The sequence below is a fragment of the Rahnella woolbedingensis genome (assembly GCF_003602095.1).
GTDB lineage: Bacteria > Pseudomonadota > Gammaproteobacteria > Enterobacterales > Enterobacteriaceae > Rahnella > Rahnella woolbedingensis.
The window spans coordinates 166,107-184,342 of the sequence record NZ_RAHH01000006.1; the positions used below are offsets into that span (position 1 = coordinate 166,107).

The 18,236-nt window shown below is 49.8% G+C and carries 13 protein-coding genes and 1 pseudogene; 6 read left to right on the plus strand and 8 right to left on the minus strand.

The window, feature by feature from the left end; all coding sequences use genetic code 11:
- The first annotated feature begins 80 nt into the window (after positions 1-80).
- On the plus strand, positions 81-1,802 hold the full coding sequence (locus tag D6C13_RS06680; RefSeq protein ID WP_120132021.1) for a sensor domain-containing diguanylate cyclase: 1,722 nt from the start codon (positions 81-83) through the stop codon (positions 1,800-1,802).
- Positions 1,803-2,029: 227 nt separating this feature from the next.
- Positions 2,030-2,272, plus strand: a complete 243-nt coding sequence (locus tag D6C13_RS06685; protein WP_112287995.1) for a YebV family protein — start codon at positions 2,030-2,032, stop codon at positions 2,270-2,272.
- Between the two features lie 57 nt (positions 2,273-2,329).
- On the opposite strand, the gene D6C13_RS06690 is transcribed toward D6C13_RS06685, so the two are convergent.
- From D6C13_RS06690 to D6C13_RS06705, 4 genes are all read right to left on the minus strand, one after another.
- Positions 2,330-2,974 (minus strand): C39 family peptidase, encoded by a 645-nt coding sequence (locus tag D6C13_RS06690; RefSeq protein WP_120132022.1) that lies wholly within the window; start codon positions 2,972-2,974, stop codon positions 2,330-2,332.
- Between the two features lie 93 nt (positions 2,975-3,067).
- A complete protein-coding gene (locus D6C13_RS06695; RefSeq protein ID WP_120132023.1) occupies positions 3,068-3,460 on the minus strand; it encodes an ASCH domain-containing protein in 393 nt (130 codons plus the stop codon).
- A 97-nt stretch (positions 3,461-3,557) separates the two neighbouring features.
- Positions 3,558-6,416: a WG repeat-containing protein gene (locus D6C13_RS06700; protein WP_120132024.1), complete on the minus strand. Its 2,859-nt coding sequence runs from the start codon at positions 6,414-6,416 to the stop codon at positions 3,558-3,560.
- The gene (locus D6C13_RS06705; RefSeq protein WP_244212643.1) at positions 6,416-9,100 is read right to left on the minus strand and encodes a WG repeat-containing protein; all 2,685 of its coding nucleotides are present in this window, start codon (positions 9,098-9,100) and stop codon (positions 6,416-6,418) included. Before D6C13_RS06705 ends, D6C13_RS06700 begins: the two co-directional genes overlap by 1 nt.
- A 592-nt stretch (positions 9,101-9,692) precedes the next feature.
- On the opposite strand from D6C13_RS06705, the gene D6C13_RS06710 reads away from it, so the two are divergent.
- Together D6C13_RS06710 and D6C13_RS06715 are read left to right on the plus strand one after the other, a co-directional pair.
- Positions 9,693-9,950 (plus strand): DUF1883 domain-containing protein, encoded by a 258-nt coding sequence (locus D6C13_RS06710; protein WP_120132026.1) that lies wholly within the window; start codon positions 9,693-9,695, stop codon positions 9,948-9,950.
- Between the two features lie 369 nt (positions 9,951-10,319).
- Positions 10,320-11,498, plus strand: coding sequence for a M20 aminoacylase family protein (locus D6C13_RS06715; RefSeq protein WP_120132027.1), 1,179 nt, complete (start codon positions 10,320-10,322; stop codon positions 11,496-11,498).
- Positions 11,499-11,510: 12 nt separating this feature from the next.
- Here the strand turns inward: D6C13_RS06715 and D6C13_RS06720 are convergent, their stop codons facing one another.
- A complete protein-coding gene (locus D6C13_RS06720) occupies positions 11,511-12,209 on the minus strand; it encodes an extensin-like domain-containing protein (protein ID WP_120132028.1) in 699 nt (232 codons plus the stop codon).
- 387 nt (positions 12,210-12,596) lie between these two features.
- On the opposite strand from D6C13_RS06720, the pseudogene D6C13_RS06725 reads away from it, so the two are divergent.
- Both D6C13_RS06725 and D6C13_RS06730 read left to right on the plus strand, forming a co-directional pair.
- Positions 12,597-13,223 (plus strand): annotated as a pseudogene (locus D6C13_RS06725) (IS1 family transposase).
- A gap of 296 nt (positions 13,224-13,519) precedes the next feature.
- Entirely contained in the window at positions 13,520-15,946 is a 2,427-nt protein-coding gene (locus tag D6C13_RS06730) for an Ig-like domain-containing protein (RefSeq protein WP_120132029.1), read from the plus strand.
- Between the two features lie 533 nt (positions 15,947-16,479).
- Here D6C13_RS06730 and D6C13_RS06735 read toward each other — a convergent pair.
- The 3 genes from D6C13_RS06735 to copC are packed head-to-tail and all read right to left on the minus strand — an operon-like array spanning position 16,480 to position 18,140.
- Complete coding sequence (locus D6C13_RS06735; RefSeq protein ID WP_120132030.1) at positions 16,480-16,815, minus strand: YebY family protein; 336 nt, start codon at positions 16,813-16,815, stop codon at positions 16,480-16,482.
- A gap of 50 nt (positions 16,816-16,865) precedes the next feature.
- Positions 16,866-17,750: a copper homeostasis membrane protein CopD gene (gene copD, locus D6C13_RS06740; protein WP_120132031.1), complete on the minus strand. Its 885-nt coding sequence runs from the start codon at positions 17,748-17,750 to the stop codon at positions 16,866-16,868.
- A gap of 3 nt (positions 17,751-17,753) precedes the next feature.
- Positions 17,754-18,140: a copper homeostasis periplasmic binding protein CopC gene (gene copC, locus D6C13_RS06745; RefSeq protein ID WP_415838539.1), complete on the minus strand. Its 387-nt coding sequence runs from the start codon at positions 18,138-18,140 to the stop codon at positions 17,754-17,756.
- Positions 18,141-18,236 lie beyond the last annotated feature (96 nt).

The window sequence follows — 18,236 nt, forward strand, 5'->3', positions numbered from 1 at the left end:
CATTGTCAGTGATATATCATTTTCAGATATAAATCTTAATGCCTGATGTTGAGTAAAGACCTGCCAGTCGGAGAAGTATCATGTCGGATGAAATGAAACTCGAATCAGCGGATGGGCTGCTTTTGCAGCAAATGGCCAGTCTGCGAGATATTATCGATAACAATTCTGACTGGATCTGGGAAGTCGATGCGCAGGGGCGTTATGTTTTCTCCTCCAATAAATGCATCGAATTTCTTGGCGTTCCGCCTGAAAAAGTTTTAGGCAAAACCCCTTTCGATTTCATGCCTCCTGATGAAGCCCGTCGCGTAGGCGAACAGTTTGCCGCTATCGTTGAACGCCGCGCCCCTTTCGGTGGCTTGCTGAACCGTAATATCCGCCCGGACGGCACAGAAGTTATTCTCGAAACCAGCGGTGTCCCGCTTTTTGATAATGACGGGAATTTTCGCGGCTATCGCGGGATCGACCGCAATCTCACCAGTCTGGATCAGGCACCGGGCCAGCGTCTTTTCCAGCTTGAAACGATCTATTCCAATGCACCGGTCGGCCTGTGTTTCATTGATTTACAGATGCGATATGTCACGGTTAATGATGCAATGGCGAATATTATCGGCCTGCAACCCTATGAAGCGATCGGACGTAAAATAGGGGTGTTCCTGCCGGGACTTTCACCATTGTTAAGTAATGCGCTGGAACTTGCCCAGCGTAACGAAACGACCCCCGACCGTGAGTTTTCCGTTCCCGGAAAGAATCAGGTTTTCTTTGTACGTATTAAAGCGGCCTATGACGCCCAGAATCAACTGAACGGCCTGTCTGTCGCGATGACGGATATCACCAGCCTCAAACGTATGGAAATAGCCCTGCGCGAAAGTCAGGAACATTACCGCAATATGGTTGAGCTGAACCCGCAAATTCCGTGGACAGCCGATCCTCGCGGGATGCTCAATGATGTCAGCTCGCGTTTTCAGCGGATCACCGGCATGACCCGTCAGGATATTCTTGCCGACAAGTGGATCCAGAGTATGCACGTGGAAGACCGCCGCGCCGCCGTTCAGACCTGGGAACAGTGCCTGAAAACAGGCGCACCGCTGGATATTGAAGTTCGTTTTTGTCACGTGGACCGTGGATGGAACTGGATGCGTATCCGCGCTGCGGCCAGTTACGCCAATGATGGTTCGATTCAGCGTTGGTACGGTACCGCCGAAGACGTTCATGAACGCAAGTTACTGGAACTGAAACTGGTTAAAGCCAACCGTCGTCTGGAAATCCAGGCACGCACGGATTCACTCACTAAACTGCCTAACCGCCGTGAGTTCAAAAAAGTGCTCAGCCATGAATATATGCGTGCCAAGCGTAACCGTACACCGCTGACCGTGGTGATGATCGACATCGATTACTTCAAACATTTCAACGATCATTACGGCCATCTTTCCGGTGATGCCTGCCTGCGTTTAGTGGCGCGCACTTTGCGCAAATCACTTAAACGCAGCACCGACGTCGTAACACGTTTTGGCGGCGAAGAATTCGCAGCCATTCTGCCGGATACCGATCTGAAAGGTGCCTGGATTGTCGCACAGCACATCATGGAATCAATTGAGTCGCTGGGTATCAAGCACAGTTTCAGCGAGTTTAACCGCGTCACCATCAGTCAGGGGATTGCGACGTACATGCCGGAACGAGATCCTGGTATTGAAGACCAGTCAGATATCGTCAGCGCCGCTGATGAGGCGCTGTACCTGTCGAAAAACAATGGTCGTAACCAAATCAACGCCATGCCTGTCTCGGTAAGATTTAACCAGCTTTAAACCTCAGTTCAGGGAGCCGCTGTGTTTTGCGAAAGGCGGCTCTCTGCATTTCGATGCCGCAACGCCCTGTTATAAATCTCACCTCTTCTGGTTATCCATAAAAAAGTGCATACGTAAAAATTCAGGTGGCGCTTTTTGTGCTGTCGACTATTCTCAAATAAGGCAGGCCAACTGGTCATACCTGATGTCATTGAAATGGCTTACAACACTCTGGCGAGGAGTATCTGATGGGAAAATCGATTATCCGGATTGGCAGTTACGAAATTGACGATGCACATCTTTCTACGCCTGAAGCAAAAGGCGGCGATAAGGTGCATATTCCGTGCAAGTCAGACCCTGATTTGTGCATGCAACTAGATGCCTGGGATGACCACACCAGCGTTCCGGCAGTCCTCGATGGCCGTCATTCTGTGTTGTATAAGGAAAAGTACGACGAACAGAAAGATGAGTGGATCATGCGACTGGAGTAACACTGCATGGCGAACGAAAATGTGTTCGCCATGCCGCTTGCGGTCGGTCGACTTTGATTACTGTTGAGCTCTTGAAACCAGTGAAATCCCCCGCCCTGCGAAAAAGCGCGCGAAGGTTTCCACAGGCAACGTGACATCCTGCTGAGTAGAAATATCGTGACCGGACGGATTATGGAAGGTCACAGATTGATCATCAGCCCGGGTTACCAGAACCAGATGACCGCCTCTATGCGGTGGTGTGGACTCAGGAATACGGACAGAAGGATGCACTGAAGCAATAAAAAATCGATGTTCTGCCAGCTGACCGGCAATGTCTTGAGCCGAAATATCCACTTTCACCTGCGCCGAAATACCCAGCTCCTGCCGGACATATTCAACAAAAGGCGCGTAAATAAGCCCCTTAATGTTGTCACCCTCGCGAACATACGCTCCGTATGACAGGCTTCGGTAAGTCAGTTTCAACACCGGTACCACGTTGCCTGAAACGGCTGCCAGCACCATCTTCAGGCAGCACATTCCGCAAACATGATTCGCCCACTCGATAAATTCCCGCTGTTCAGCCGCACCCGACTTGGTCCACAAACTGATATCGCTAAGCTGAATATCTCCGGCAATAATCCCGGCTGCGCAATCAGGATCTTCCCACTGACTAAAATAAGGGACGGCGGAAGAAGGAGAAAATGAACGCTGATTAACGGGCATGACATATTCCTGAACGACAAAATGACAACATCAGGTTGATCATACAACTGACGAATGAAAAGGCCTGATGTCAGTATCAGGCCCCTGGAAGATTTAGAACTTTTCGACCATCCGGAACTTCATCAGCAACAATGGCATAGTCGGCTCAAACATTTCATACTCTTCGAAGAAACGCTGATGCTCTTTGCGCCAGTAAGCCAGCGTCCGGTCACCTTCCCCTTCTTCCCAGGCATGCTGTTCCGTTACCTGGTCAAAAGGCACTTGTTTCACTTCGGTCAGTTGCACGGCACACACCGGATTGCTGCGGCCATCAACTACCACAAAGATTTCGCCCGGCTCAGGTTCAGGATCATCGTCAAGATTTGAACAGGTGGCGGTTTTTGTGCCAGCAATAACACGCTTAGCCAGTTCGTCAGCTGACGATTCAGTATCACCAAACGACCAGCGCTCTGCGTCCCTGTATTTGAGTGGGATCTGCGGAATCATAATTTATCCTTTCAATTGAGATAGTTCACTGCCATTACAGTTAAACATTAGCACAAAAAAACCCGCCGCAGCGGGTTTTGCAAGCCGGAAGAGTGTCTTAAGGTTTGCAGTTATCCGGCATTTTATCCGGCCACTGACGTGCGCTTCCGGCACCGTATAAGACGCTAATACCACATTCCTTATCTACACGCGCCAGCGGTTTGCCGGTTTTGTCGATCATCATTGACATGGCCGGTGTGGAAACGACTGCCACTCCGCTGTCAAACGGTGATGCGGCGCTAAACACCGGCGCTATAGCGAAGTTGCCAAGCGCATCGACATAACCATAATTACCGTCAGCTTTGGCAAATGCCAGCCCGTCGACAGGCAAACCTAAATCAGGGTAAGAGACGCCATCAGTGGGTTTCCCCTGCCCGTTAATCCAGGTTTTGGTTCCATCGGTCTTTGTCAGCACGGCGTGGTCACCCACCATCTGACTGGCATGCCCCTGAACGGTGAGAACCAGTTTCCCGGTATTATCGACATAACGTGTCGCAGGCTCGCTATCCTGCGGATCATAGGATACCGACCAGGCGCTCGCCGGTGGCATATTCCACTGACCTTCCGGCATAGCTGCCACACGCACGCCTTTGTCATCAATCAGTTCATAGCCCGCTGGCGTGGAGCGCAAAGCGCGCCCCTGCACGAAAGCAGAACCCCGGCTATCACCGACAGGCTGAATTTGCCATTCGCCCTGCGCAGACAAATACCCTTGCTGCGGCTGGCGCGATAATTTCACCCAGTCTCCCAGCGCACTGATACGTGTCTGCTGCTCATGAAGCTGAATATTACCTTTGGCATCCAGAAGCCAGGACTGACCAGCCGCAGACGTGGCCAGAATGCGTCCGTCATTAAACTGATTTACGGTGAGTCCGGCTGTAGGTTCAATTCTTGGCTGAGCGTCATTGCCGATGATTTCTGCAAGAACAGCGGATACCGGCTGGCCTTCGGTTGCAGGTTGTGTGAGTAACCAAAGGGCGGAGTTAATACGACGGGCATCGGCATATTTCGGTGCAACAACGACTTTACCCTGGCTGTCGAAGATCCCCCACAGTCCTTCAGGCGTTTTGAAGGCGGCCAGACCCTCTGAGTAATCGCCCACATCCTGATAAGCCGGTTGCAGTACCGTTTTCTGGCTGGCGACATCATAGATGCCCCACAGAACGCCCTCCGCTGCCGTTTCACGATAGCGGAACCAGCCATTGCCGACAGATTCAATCTCAAACACATTCGGCAAATCGTAATGCTTACCGGCGTGATCAAGTGCTGTCAGTTTTCCATCCAGATAATCCAGAGCGTAGCCCTGTACAAAAGGAGAAATATTATCTTCAGTCAGCGGGATAATCACTTTGCCCTGCGCATCCACCACGCCGGTGCCATCGGTGGTTCTTACAATGAACTGACCGATGTTGTTGCTGCTGTCAGCAGGTTCAATATCCTGCCATTTGGTATCAAGCTGAAGAGAGCCGTCGGGGCGCAGGAAACCCGCACCGTTTTTGCTGGCCGCATCAGCAGGGCGAACCAGCGCCAGTGGCGATGAAGCAGAAGGGGAATTGATGGGAGCAGTCAGAGGTTCGATCCTGCTGCCATTCAGAGTGCTGATACTCTTCTGATTCAGCAAGGCTTTGCCTGTGGTATCAACCACATTCACCACATCACCTTGCTCATTGCGCAACCATAAACGGTGATCGATAACTTCTGCGTTGGAAATTTGCCCCAGCCAGCCAACATTCTGGGTGCCACCAATGACTCCGCCAGAAGGAGCAATAATGGCATTCACCTTTTTCTGCTCACCCTTAGTCGTTATCAGGAACTCACCGGTATTTTGCTCCCAGGGCTCACTGCCAGCAGGCAGCGATAGGGCTTGTTTACGCCCCGGAACATACAAAGTAAGAGAGTCTTTGCTGGCAGGATATAAAACATAGTCACCGGAAACGTGCAGAGCTTTTGTGTCAGTTTCACTGAAGCTGGCAATCACAGTGGCGGAATTATCCAGCAGCTTGATGCCATCGGCCGTTTTCGCCAGCCAGAAGGCACCGGTTTCCTCGCTGACAGAAAGATATTTCTGCTCGTCCTGAACTCCGTCAGTACGGATTAAGGTAATGCCGTCCGCTTTTTTCGCCAGTGCGACAGAAGGATTGTGTGGATCCAGAGTGATGGACGTGTACTGAGGCTGAACGCGCCAGGCCAGATTTCCATCCACAATGCCGTAGCCTTTGCTGTCATCGACAGCAATGAACAGATCACCGGAACCGAACGGCTCTGCCACTTCCATTTTGTCCGTCGCCACATGGCGAACACCATCTGGTGAGAGCAGTACGCTGTTAAACGTCAGGCTGAGCCGGGCAGGAACGCCATTACTCAGAACAGCGTCATCCACCAAATCATCCAGTGCTTTACCGACCTGAACACCTTTGCGGTCAATTATCTGAGACTTTCCATCCACCTTAACAACAGCCAGACCGGCTTCAGTAAAGGGTTGTGCGCGGTCAAAGGACGGCTGAATCATCCAGTTTCCAGTCAGATCGATATAGCCCCACTTCCCCTGCTGCATGGCAGCGGCAGCACCGAAGTGATAATCCCCGACCTGCTCAAAAACAGGTTTGATAACGAGCTGCCCCTGATTATCCAAAAAACCCCAACGCTCATCCGCTGCTTCAGCGGAAGGTAAAAGCACAGCGGCACGCCCTTCACGAACGTCACGGATACATAAATTTTGGGTTAATGGCAACGCTGCACGTAGCTGGGTATCAGCCTGGGAAGCCGGCAACGGTGCCGAACATGCTGGTGCAGATTCAGCCTTTACGGGTTCAGCCGCAATAGCGGAGCCGGTCAGCGTCAATAAGGCCAATGTACTGCCGGTGTTCAGCGCGCAGCGAAGTGCGTGGCGTAGCCTTGAAGGTTTGCTGACAATCATTAATTACCCCCGGTACCACAAGCGGGTGCTTTGGCAGGCCAAAGATAAGCACCTTTCGCATCCACGATGACGCGCTGATTACAACGCACCTGAATTTTTGCCTGAACATTACCGTCGGCATTAAGCAAATTCACGACACCCTTGCCGCCAGCCCAGGCACGCTTCTCACTAAAATCAGTGGCCCAATCAAATTTAGGCAAAATCGCAAAGCGCCCCGTGGTATTGATATATCCCAGCAGGTTGCCGTAGGTTGATTTTTTCATGGCGGTCGCAAAATTGTTGCTCATCGCTCCGACCTGATCGAAGTATGAACCAATCAGCTTTTTGCCTTGCTGATCGACAAATCCATACAGGCCTTTCTGATCACGCAGAGGAATAACACCTGAGCTGGCTTTGTCAGCCAGCAGGCTGTCAGGCCCGGCGAAACGCTGGATTTCATTGCCATCGTTGTCATACAAAACGGTTTCACCGGTTACGTCATCGTTCATGACCAGACGAGCCATTGAATTCAACGGTTGTGCCTGATCGAAGCCCTCTGCCGAAGCGCCATGGTCATTAATCAGCGTAGTTCGTCCATCACTGACTGCACGGCTCAGATTCAGAGGTGCAACGAAATTAAATTCGGCGGTGTAAACTGGTTGAATCTGCCAGTCACCCTGACTGTTAATCGCCCCGTAGTGCGGTGAAAAACTCAATTTTATCCAGTCACCCTCCACAGAGCTCGAAGAAGCGTTAATGGCTTTACTGACCGGGAAACGCCCTGCGTTATCAAGTAACGCCACGCCCCCTTCGGAAGGTTGAACCAGCCAATGGTTCTGCCCGACAGCTTGCGGTCTGGCGAGTAAATCCGTTGCGAGTACTTGTCCGCTTTGGGCGCTGTAGAGACTGTAATGGCTGGAAAGCGCACCGCGTTCTCCCGGCTGATCGTTATCAGAAAGGGTGAAAGTGCCCTGACCGATATATTGGAATTTACCGCTTCGGTCCGCATCCGGTGCTATTGCCCAGGTGCCATTCGTGTTGAGAACACCCCATCCGTCATCAGCTTTAGCCAGGGCATAACCCTCGTTGAAAGCATCGATTTCAGTGAACTGTGGTGCTGCCTTAATGCTTTTGCTCGCAATATCCCATAAGCCCCAGCGCTGCGCTTCTTTTTCACCCTCGGTGTAATAGATCAATCCTGATGACAAACGCTGGGCATTTTTCTCAATATCTGCGGGGATCTCGACGGCATTGCCATTTCGGTCAATAAGATGCTTAACATCGACATTGTTGGCGTTATCAACGGCCCAGGTGTAATCACCTTCAAAAGGAGTGATCTGGGTATACGTTGGCTGAATAACCCACTTGCCTGAAGCATCGACAGCACCCACTTTTTTATTTTGAGTGTGGATGATGAGCGGCGCCTGAGACCCGGTAGTTTCTACTGATGCCCATTGGGGATCAGACAAGACATTCCCCTGAGAAGTGAGAATAGCTGGCGGTTTGCTTGCATCTGCAGGCGTCAGAACGGCCCAAGGGAGGCTGTGCGCCGCATCGCCGTTTGATTCCGGTAATGTAGTCACATCATCTGTCATCGCCACTGTGCCCAGCGGCCGTAGCTTATAGTCTTTCAGTGCAGCAAGCGTGGCATCATTAAGCAGCGCCACACCATTGTTGTCATAAATCTGCGCAACCTGGGGTGCCTTACCTTCTGTTTGCATAACCCAGAGATGGTTGCCCTGTTGCAACACCTGCGGCTTGTTAACTTTCAGCGAAACAATTTGGTTATCTGCACCGATGATAACGATGCCTTTGCTACCCGTTCCCAGCGTTGCCTTTCCCCAGACCAAAATATTTTCAGTCTGATCAGCAGGAATATCCTGCACTTTTTCCAGTTTGCTGCTGAGTAGCTGTTTATTATTATCGTTGCCCGTCACCAGCCAGCTGCCGGAAGCGAGCGGTCGCACTGATTTGTATTGTTCTTTGTTTAAAGCAACACCCTGGCGGTCGACAAACGACCAGAGGTTCTTGGTTTTTACCGCAACGACGTCGCCGTTAAGCTGTGGTTCATCCCGGGTTTTGAGTACCATCGGGTTTATCGCCCAGTCACCGTTCTCATCGAGATACCCCCAGTAACCTTCTTCTGCAGAATCACGTTTTTTGGCGGGTATCAGCCCTGCCTGTGGCAAATCCAGCGCCATAACATCATCAGGTAAAGACAGAGAGCGATCCGTAGATGCATTCCACAACGCAGGTGATACCTGAGTTTGAACACTTGCCAGTGCCTGACCGCCGGTAAAACCACGGCTATCAAGCGCAACAGCAAACGGCAGCGTTTTAATCACCGCTCCTTTCTTGTCTATCAGCGCCAGACGATTATCGGTCACCACCAACGCAGTACCTTGCGCATTGAAATCAGTGGCGCGCGTAAAGCGTGGCTCAATGACCCAATGGCCTTTTTTATCGATATACCCGAACTGATCGCCCTTTTTAACAGCGGCCAGGTCATTCACAAAACCCCGCGCTGCGCTGAAATCAGGTTTGATGACCATATGTCCGGTAGCATCTACGTAACCCCACTGAGGTTCGCGTGACAGGCTGACCTGAACAGGCGAAAGCCCCTGCTGGAAAGGCAACTGGCAATCTTTTGCGGTTTTTGCATTGCCACATGCCCGTAACTGCGCGTCATCCGCATGTGCTGGCATGTTAAAAAAAGCATTCAGAACCAGGGTTAACGCGCTGAAATTTCTGATGTATTTGAATTTTTCGGAGCAATTCATCCGATGCCCTTATAACTGGATAAAATAGGAAAGTGTATCGCACGCTTTTTTTTCATCACCCGCAAAAAGGGTGTGTGAGACGGTAATAAATCCGATAATAATCAATTTCAAGCGCGCGCACATGTTATACGTCTATAGGGTGTCAGCTTGTGAAAGAAAAAGCAGCTAATTTATTACACTGTAACGAATGAATACACTTCATCACTTCGCTCAAAGGTACGCTACAGGTGTTACTATTCGATTTTCTTCAGCACCTTTCGTTAACTCCATTATTACATTTTGACTTCTTTCCTAAAAATAGGATCGTTTTCTCTAACAAGCATAAAAATGGCGAATAATTAATCTCTAAAAAATTCTTATAACTTTTGATTAAAGTCATTATTCCCCCAGCTTTAGTCTGGTTTTATAGATAAATGAGCGTTGTGTGACCAATATCACTTCCGGTCTGTGTAGCTTAAAACCTGGCAGTGTTCGGTTACAGCGTATTTCAGGTGCTTTATCTAATTGGGGAAGAGTCATGCCTATTGTTCGAGCCAGATTGAATCTGTTTGGTGGCGACACCGTCGTCATACGTTGTTCAGAAAAATGTCACATACATCTGATGTGTGAAAATGAGGCTGAGCGAAAAGGACGTCACTCAGGTTTCGGCGATATCTTGACGATTAGCGATCAAAATACGGCTTATGTAGGGATCCCCTATAAAGGCATCTGGGATGTCCTTATCGATTCCAAGTGCGACTCTCTGGAGCATTCCATCAGCTATCTTCCTGCCTGATCATCCTCTTATCCTTCTTATATAAAAACAGCCTTCATCTCTGCTTATATATTTCTCAGGCGAATGGGAAACCATTTGCCTGATCTTCATACCTTGCAGGCCGACATTTTTCTGCCCCTTAAAGTATAGGCCACCGGGAATATCATCTACCGGCAAAGTGAATTCTTGCGTAACATCGCGTAAGAAACTTTAGCTTATTACATCAGTTACATAGCGTTATTGAATTGAACATTCCATAAATTCAAAATCCTCTTTTTTGGCCTGATTAATTGATTGCCAGCGGTGATTTCACATTGCATTCTGTTGATGTAACGACGTGGCGCCGGTCAGTTCACCGGACTTCTTTCAGGCAAAAACAGATATCTCATAATGAATAATAAATCACTTTGCACCATCGCTGACGTAGCTGATCTTGTTCCTGAGCTGCGTAAAGTTCGCCAACACCTGCACCAACATCCGGAACTCTCCAATGAAGAATCGGCAACGGCTGCCCTCGTCGCTGAAAGATTAGAATCGCTGGGCTATCAGGTAACGACTGCCGTTGGCGGCTATGGCGTGATCGGTACAATGGCGCTGGGCAATGGTTCACGCAGCATTGGTATCCGCGCGGATATGGATGCTTTGCCTATAACGGAACAAACGGGCTTGAGCTACGCCAGCCAGAACCCGGGAAAAATGCATGCGTGCGGACATGACGGCCACACCACCATGCTGCTGGGTGCTGCCGAACAGCTGGCGCGCAGCAAAAAATTTTCGGGCACCGTACACCTGATTTTCCAGCCAGCCGAAGAAATCGGTTTTAACAGCGGCGCAGAGCGCATGCTTGCAGAACAACTTTTTGAGCGATTCCCGTGTGATGCCGTTTACGGATTACATAACCATCCGGGATATCCGGTCGGAAAAATGATGTTCCGCTCAGGGCCGTTTATGGCGGCCTGCGACACCGTTAATATCACTATTCATGGCAAAGGTGGTCATGCGGCTCGCCCTCACATGACTGTCGACCCTATTCTGGTTGCCGGCAGCCTCGTAGTTGCATTGCAGTCGGTGATTTCACGTAATATCGACCCGAATGAAACAGCCGTAGTCACGATAGGTTCATTACACTCCGGTCATGCAGCGAATGTCATCCCGGAAACTGCTCGTCTGGAAATGAGTGTCCGTTCGTTCGATCCGCAAGTGCGCAAAATCCTCGAGCAGCGAATTTGTCAGCTGGTGGAAAATCATGCGGCCGGATATGGCGCGCGGGCCGAAATCGAATATGTGCCCGGATATCCGGTACTGGTGAATCATGATAAGGAAACAGCATTTGCAACCGAGGTCGCAAAAGAGTTACTGGGTGAAGAGAATGTGATCGATAATCTGCCGCCAATTTCAGGCAGTGAAGATTTTGCTTATTTCCTGCAGAACAAACCGGGCTGTTTCCTGCGCCTGGGCAACGGAGACAGCGCGGTTTTGCATAATCCGGCTTACAACTTTAATGATGAAAGCCTGAGTTTCGGCACAGCTTACTGGACGCGTCTGGTTGAACGTTATCTTGCAGATTAATGCCGTAACCGCTTAGCGGCAAAACCCAAACCAGCGCATGCCCAGGTGAAAGTGGTTGGCATGTGCTGCGTTATAATCTGGCCCTATAGAGTTTCCGAAAAACGGGCAGCTTTCTGCAAACAAAGTATGAATATACCGCGCCTCAGTCCCCTTCTGTTGCCATTGTTTTAGTACGGTTAAATGACGGCCATCTGCCAGCTCAAAACCGGCAATATCAAGTGCTTCAGCAGTCGCATGTTCGCTAAGCCGGGCATCGGGTTTATTATAAACATTCCGACAGGCATAACTGCCCAGATGGTCAATTTTCAGCAGCCGTGAACCTAATTCCTGCGATGCTAAAGGCTTCGCCACCTGCGTGACAAACATCGCACTGCTCAGGGCAAGACGACAACTCGCCAGATAACTCGAACTCAGGGTAACCTCACCAAATCCGCGGACCCTCACAGGATCAATCAGCGGACACTTACCTCCTGTATCGTCTGCAGTGCTGAACTGGATCGCACCCTCTTTTTGAGCACGCTCGAGCGCCGCCAGGCATTCGTGTGGATTATTATCTAGCTGCCTTAATTTGTAGCGGGTTATTAAATTCGGCGGGTCTGTAATAGCCAGCGGTGTGAAAGGATTATATTCAGAGGGTACATAACGACTTATCCACGGACCGCCGAAATAAACTGCCACTAATATCAAAATGAGACTTACCCAGTATCGCATAATGCTCCTTACACGGTTGTGCCGCAGCAGTCCCTTGATTTTTCGGGAGTAATATCCTGAGTATAGTGCCTGAGTAAATAAGAGTCTGACGGGGTTACAAGTCGGGCAATAAACTTACGAAAATTTGACATAAATCGACATTGAGTTTGTTACTTTTATTACCGAAGACGAAGTTTCTTCTCCTGTGTCCACTGTGAACTGTCCTTCATAGTGTGTAAGACCCTCGCAATACCCCTTTCAGCCCGCCCCGAGCGGGCTTTTTTTTATCTAACATCTGTTAGCGCAACACGACACTTCTCGCCCAGTTATTCGACCCGCTTAACATCTGGATGACGTTCACTGGCAGCCTCATGAACTGTTCATTGTCCACGTTGTCAGTCTGCTCCGATTTAACATCATGAACACAACCCTAACGGCAGTGACAGGTTTCGCTGCTGGGACAGCCACCGCGTATTTTTACTCACCTATACCTATGATGCGTGTAAGCCGTGTGTCAAAGAGAAAATCACCGAAATGGCCTTGTACGGTGCCGGTGTCCAGGATACTGCAAGGACGCTCAAAATCAGCATTAATAGCGTCATTCGCACTTTATAAAACTCGCGCCGAAGCGAATAACATCATCTCCGGTTACCCATGCTGATGTAGCTTTTATCTATGAACTCGATGAGCAATGGGGCTTTGTCGGCAGTAAAGCCTGCCAGCACTGGCTCTGGTATGCATACAATACCAAGACGAGTGTGCTGGCATATACGTTAGGATCGCCCACTGCTGCCTCTGCTCACACCGTTTAATATTGGCATGATAACCAGCGATGGCTGGGAGAGTTATCGCAGATAAGCGTCGAAGGATAAACATCTGACCTGTATAATCTTCACTCAACGCATAGAGCGCAACTACCTGACGCTGAGAACAAGGATCAAGCTTCTTGCCCGCCGGACCATCTGCTTCTCACACTGTGTTGAGCTGCATGAAAAAGTCATCGAAACCTTCATTGAAAAATACATGCTTTACTAATTGGAATCACCACTCATTTTTATGTGTAGCCAATTGATTTAGTTTGTTGTTTAAATTGGCCAGTGGTTATCTCATTGTTATTCATGTTGTTAGTTTCCATTACTTTGCTGTTTTTATTTTAACGAATAACCTATTTTCTTTGTCCTATTTCCAAACGGTAGCGACATTAATATCCTGTTTAGCAGCATAACGGACTGTGCTATGCCTGTTATTGTCTACTGCACAACACCAGCAGTCTGTTGTTATAGGCGGCGGGGGTTAAAAAAGATTATTTACGTCTAAGGATTTTGAACACCATGGCTAATAAAAAAGATAATGAAGCGACTACGAGCACATCAGTGGGAAAAGATTACGATACCTACACACATATTGACGGTATCACCGATTCTAACGGCAACTCGCAAGGCCCAGTGTTAAATAATGGCTATACCGACGATTTGCAACCGACCCTTACAGGGTTCCTTCCAGGTGGCGAAGGCGAGTCGTTGCGTGTCTACCTGAATGGCAATGTCATTGGTTACGCTGAAGTAGGGGACAATGCCAACTGGAGCTTCACACCGACCACACCGCTCGAGCCGGGCAAGACCTATGATTTCCAAGTGTTCTTGCTAGATCCGGCAAATGATAACTCACTTTGGCCATCCAATATCTACACCATTCATACCACTGCTCTGGATCAGGATGTGGTCCCAACGGCTCCGACAATCATTAATGTCATTGATGACGAGGGTAGCCAGAAAGGAAACGTCGCTCAGGGTGGTAAAACAGATGACAGCCAGCCCGAAGTTTCCGGTAAGGCTGATGCGCATAGCGTCGTCACAGTCTCTGTTACTTCCCCGAAAGGCATCACTACTGTATTAGGCAGTGTGGTTACCGACGACAATGGACACTGGAGCTATCAGCTTGATGGTGCTCAAAGCATCACCAGCACCTTCGGTAAATGGACATTCTCAGCGGTTGCGTCAAATGAGGTTGGCAATAGTGATGCCAGCAATAAATACAGTGTTGAAAGCGTTGCTCACAATGCAGATGATTTCACGCCACCGGATGCCCCTCTTATTGACAGCTTCACGGATAATGTAGGTGTTCATAAAGGTAATTTCGCGAGCGGCCATGTTGCTGATGACACCACTCCAACGTTAAACGGACATGCCGAAGCTGATTCGGTTGTGAAAATTTATGAAGGCAGCACTCTTGTTGGCTCAACCACAGCAAATGTCGATGGCGTCTGGAGCTTCACTCCAACAGTGAGCACTGACGGCAAGCACACTTACACTGCGACGGCGACAGACCCGGCAGGCAATATCAGTGCAAAATCTCAGAGCTTCGTGGTTGATGTTGACACAACTACCGAACGTCCTGTTATTACTGATTTCTTAGACGATTCAGGCGTAACACAGGGTACGTTCCACAGCGGCGATCGCAGTGATGACCTCACACCAACATTCCACGGTACCGCAGAGGCCAACAGTCTTATCCATTTATGGGCCTACGGTCCGGGCTGGGTAAAACACGACATGGGTACAACCAGAGCTGATGATAATGGTCACTGGACGAAGACGCCGACGTTCTCCAGCACGACTCGAACAGGTAATTGGACTTTCTACGCGACAGCCGTTGACACAGCAGGTAACTATAGCAGCCAAAGCTCCAAATTCGTGCTTGTCCATGTGGGAACGAATGGAGAGGATACGACGCCACCGGATGTGCCGACTATCAATGCTGTTCATGATGGTGCGACAGTCTTTGATAGTGGCGTCTTCACTCAGGACAAAACACCGACCCTGGACGGCCAGGCAGAAGCCAACAGTATTGTTAAAATTTACGATGGTATTACCGTTATGGGTTCTGTTGCCGCAGATGGCAATGGAAACTGGAGCTTCACACCTGCTGCTCTTGATGATGGTGCACACACCTTTATCGCGACCGCAACGGATGCGTCCGGCAACACCAGTGGTAAGACACCCGGCTTTGTCATAAATGTCGATACTCACAATGATGTGCCGGTTGTTATTGGTTTGCAGGATAACGACGGAACGTACACTGGCCTGGTAAAAAACGGTGGTACGACGGATATCTCTCATATCAGCACCTTGACGGGTACTGCAGAGGCAGACAGTATTGTCCACTTCTTACGCCGCGGCCCACGGCAGAATACCAGCTACAGTGTGCAGGCCGATCATGATGGTCACTGGACGCTGCCACTAGTATTACCTTGGCAGGGTAAGTACACCTACATTGTCTGGTCTGTCGATCAAGCGGGCAATACGAGTAGTGGCTCAGCAAGTTATAGCGTTAAACATGTCGCCGCTAACCAGGACAGCACCGGGCATGTTGATACTGTAAGTCTGGAGCATGCGGATGTGAGTGCTGTGCATGCCCTGACAGTGGCGACGTTGAATGACGCTCAGGAACAGACGCTGACACAGCATTCGCAGGTCGACCTGCACAATGGCGCTCAGGATACACTCGTACTGACCCTGAACGATATTCTGAACCACGTGCAGGACAATCTCTTCACGCAGGACGGTAAGTCCCAGTTGGCTGTCACTGGCGATAAAGGTGATGTGGTTGAGCTGAAAGTGGAAGATATTGCTCACGCTGAATGGCAGGATACCGGTGCAGTAACAGCAGGCGGCGTTCAGTATGAAGTGTATCAGCACACCGGCAGTGATGTTGAGCTGCTGGTTCAGCATGGTCTGGAGTTACATCAGGTTTCATAACTTCTAACCTGTTTTTACCTTAAGCAATCCCTGGCTTCGGCCGGGGATTTTTTCATATGCGGTAGAGCGTGATTTGCCAATCTTTGTCTGGTGGCCAAACTCAGTAAACCACTTCGCCGGTTGCGTAGGTGGCGATAGCTGCTTTCGCATAGTGTATTGTCCGGTACATCTGCTAAGGGATTAGGTGCAGGATGAGCTAGAAAGGCGCGAACATTGTAACCTTGAAGGTAAGTGAAAATAACCTAAGTGATTGTTTTTACTATAAGTGGTTGATTTGAAAAAAGGGCAAAAAAAAGACCGAATACGATTCCTATATTCGGTCTAGGGAAATGGCTCTTGGGAGAGAGCCGTGCGCTAAAAGTTGGCATTAATGCAGGCGGTTAAGCCGTACAACTTAAAGAGTAGACGACAGATGACTAATTTCCACCCAGTTTGAAACATAGTGATAATAACAATGATGTATTATTTTCATTGTGTGACAACATACGCAAAACATGGGATTAACATCAGTCGTTTACTGGCGGCACGGCGCTTCAGCAGAGCGATTCAGCTTTGGCGATAAAAGGAGCCAGACTCATTTTTTGTCCGGGATTCTGCGGGTCATCCAGCCAGATTTTCTCCAACGGGACAGCCTGAACCTGGTGGTTTTTGACCTGCTCTCTGGCCACGTCATTCAGAGGATATTGCGCCAGCGTGCTGTCATTTATCACGTACAGCGCTTTGCCCGGACGGCATTGCAGCATGACCTCTTCGCGGGTGAATGCCCAGGCCTTGCCGTATTGCAGACGGCTGATAGTCTCCAGTTGCGGTGCGGCAAAACTGCTGGCAGACAAGGTCAGCAGCACACAGGCAAGCAGTGTTTTCCTCATGATTTTTCCTCGATGATATTAAATTCTTTGTAATCTTCAGATGACCATTTTCAACGCGGGGCAAGTGTCGCGAACCAGCTCACCAGCAGTAAAACGCCGAGCGCCAGCCCCCATTCAAGCCAGGTCATGGCGATAAAACGACTCTGCGCCCGCTCGGGATCTTTGCCCATCAGCGGCACCAGCCGGTAACGGTTATAAACTGCCACTGCCGCCATCATCCCGACCAGTATCACTTTGGCCACCAGCAGGCTCTGATACCGTGACGTCATATCGGTTGGCCACCGCTGCAAGATAATGGCGGTATTTATAATACCGGTGATCATCACCAGACCCACAGCAAAATGCCCCCAAACGGAAAAGCGGATCAGCGTAACAATCGCATAAGGCCTTGCCGATAGCTGTCGGGTATACATCATGCAGGTCAGCAAAGGCAGTAAAGACCCGAACCAGTAAGCTGCGCTGAGCAGATGTACTACGTGATTGCTTCGCTGGACCAGCCCAATGAAGCCCTGATGCATCGCGGCATGGCCAATCAGTGCCTGAGTTACCAGTAAACCCAGCGAGCAAAGAAACAGCAGAACATTGCGTCCGGGCAGCCATTCCATTAACAGAACCAGCAATAGCACGGCCGTCAGCAATAAGTGCCAGCTCCACACTTCGCCAAATGCAGTGGTTAGTACCAGTATCCAGACATTGATGTTAAGGATATCGTCCCAGCCGTTGCCCATCAGAGCCGCCTGTAAAGCCAGCATACCGATGGAAGTCATCGCGGCGAGAAGTCCGGACCAGACCAGCAGCGTCTGATTTTTACGCTGTAAAATGGCTGAAAATCCCTCAGGCGCCAGCAAAGAGCAAAATACGCTCAGTCCGAAAATTTGCATCAATGACGCAAAATGCAGAAACCGGCACAGGACGAACAGTGCTGTGAGACTCATGGCTTATTTGACGGTGAAGCTGTACTGACCGTGAGTTTTATGACCATCAACGGAAACGACATTCCACGTCACGACATATTTCCCGGCGGCAAGCGCATCGGTCAGCGGTAGCACCGCCTGTGTATTGTCGTTCGCAGCCAGTGCCATTTTGCCGGTTTTCACGGTTTTTTGGCTGGCGTCTGTCAGAGTGACTTTACTGAAGTTTGGCTCGATACCTTCACTGAAACCCAGAGATAATTCGGTCGGGCTGGCTGACAGAACCGCATCCGCCGCAGGGGTTTCCGTTTTGAGGTGAGCATGAGCAGAAGCCTGCTGTGAGATAAATCCGCTCAGCAATACGGCGGAGACTGCCAGGGCACGGCAAAGAGAAGTGGTTTTATTGAACACGATAATTTCCTTGGCTTGCTTGATGATGAATTTATAACGCCGACACTTTAGCGCAATCCGCCACAAAACGATTGCCAAAAAGCCATAAAAATCTATGGT

Excerpts from the sequence above, each read along its gene's own strand:
- D6C13_RS06715 (WP_120132027.1), top strand. The coding sequence starts at position 10,320 with ATGAATAATAAATCACTTTGCACCATCGCTGACGTAGCTGATCTTGTT.
- D6C13_RS06690 (WP_120132022.1), bottom strand. The coding sequence starts at position 2,974 with ATGCCCGTTAATCAGCGTTCATTTTCTCCTTCTTCCGCCGTCCCTTAT.
- D6C13_RS06680 (WP_120132021.1), top strand. The coding sequence starts at position 81 with ATGTCGGATGAAATGAAACTCGAATCAGCGGATGGGCTGCTTTTGCAG.
- D6C13_RS06685 (WP_112287995.1), top strand. The coding sequence starts at position 2,030 with ATGGGAAAATCGATTATCCGGATTGGCAGTTACGAAATTGACGATGCA.
- D6C13_RS06700 (WP_120132024.1), bottom strand. The coding sequence starts at position 6,416 with ATGATTGTCAGCAAACCTTCAAGGCTACGCCACGCACTTCGCTGCGCG.
- D6C13_RS06705 (WP_244212643.1), bottom strand. The coding sequence starts at position 9,100 with ATGCCAGCACATGCGGATGACGCGCAGTTACGGGCATGTGGCAATGCA.
- D6C13_RS06710 (WP_120132026.1), top strand. The coding sequence starts at position 9,693 with ATGCCTATTGTTCGAGCCAGATTGAATCTGTTTGGTGGCGACACCGTC.
- D6C13_RS06695 (WP_120132023.1), bottom strand. The coding sequence starts at position 3,460 with ATGATTCCGCAGATCCCACTCAAATACAGGGACGCAGAGCGCTGGTCG.
- copD (WP_120132031.1), bottom strand. The coding sequence starts at position 17,750 with ATGAGTCTCACAGCACTGTTCGTCCTGTGCCGGTTTCTGCATTTTGCG.
- D6C13_RS06735 (WP_120132030.1), bottom strand. The coding sequence starts at position 16,815 with ATGAGGAAAACACTGCTTGCCTGTGTGCTGCTGACCTTGTCTGCCAGC.
- D6C13_RS06720 (WP_120132028.1), bottom strand. The coding sequence starts at position 12,209 with ATGCGATACTGGGTAAGTCTCATTTTGATATTAGTGGCAGTTTATTTC.
- D6C13_RS06730 (WP_120132029.1), top strand. The coding sequence starts at position 13,520 with ATGGCTAATAAAAAAGATAATGAAGCGACTACGAGCACATCAGTGGGA.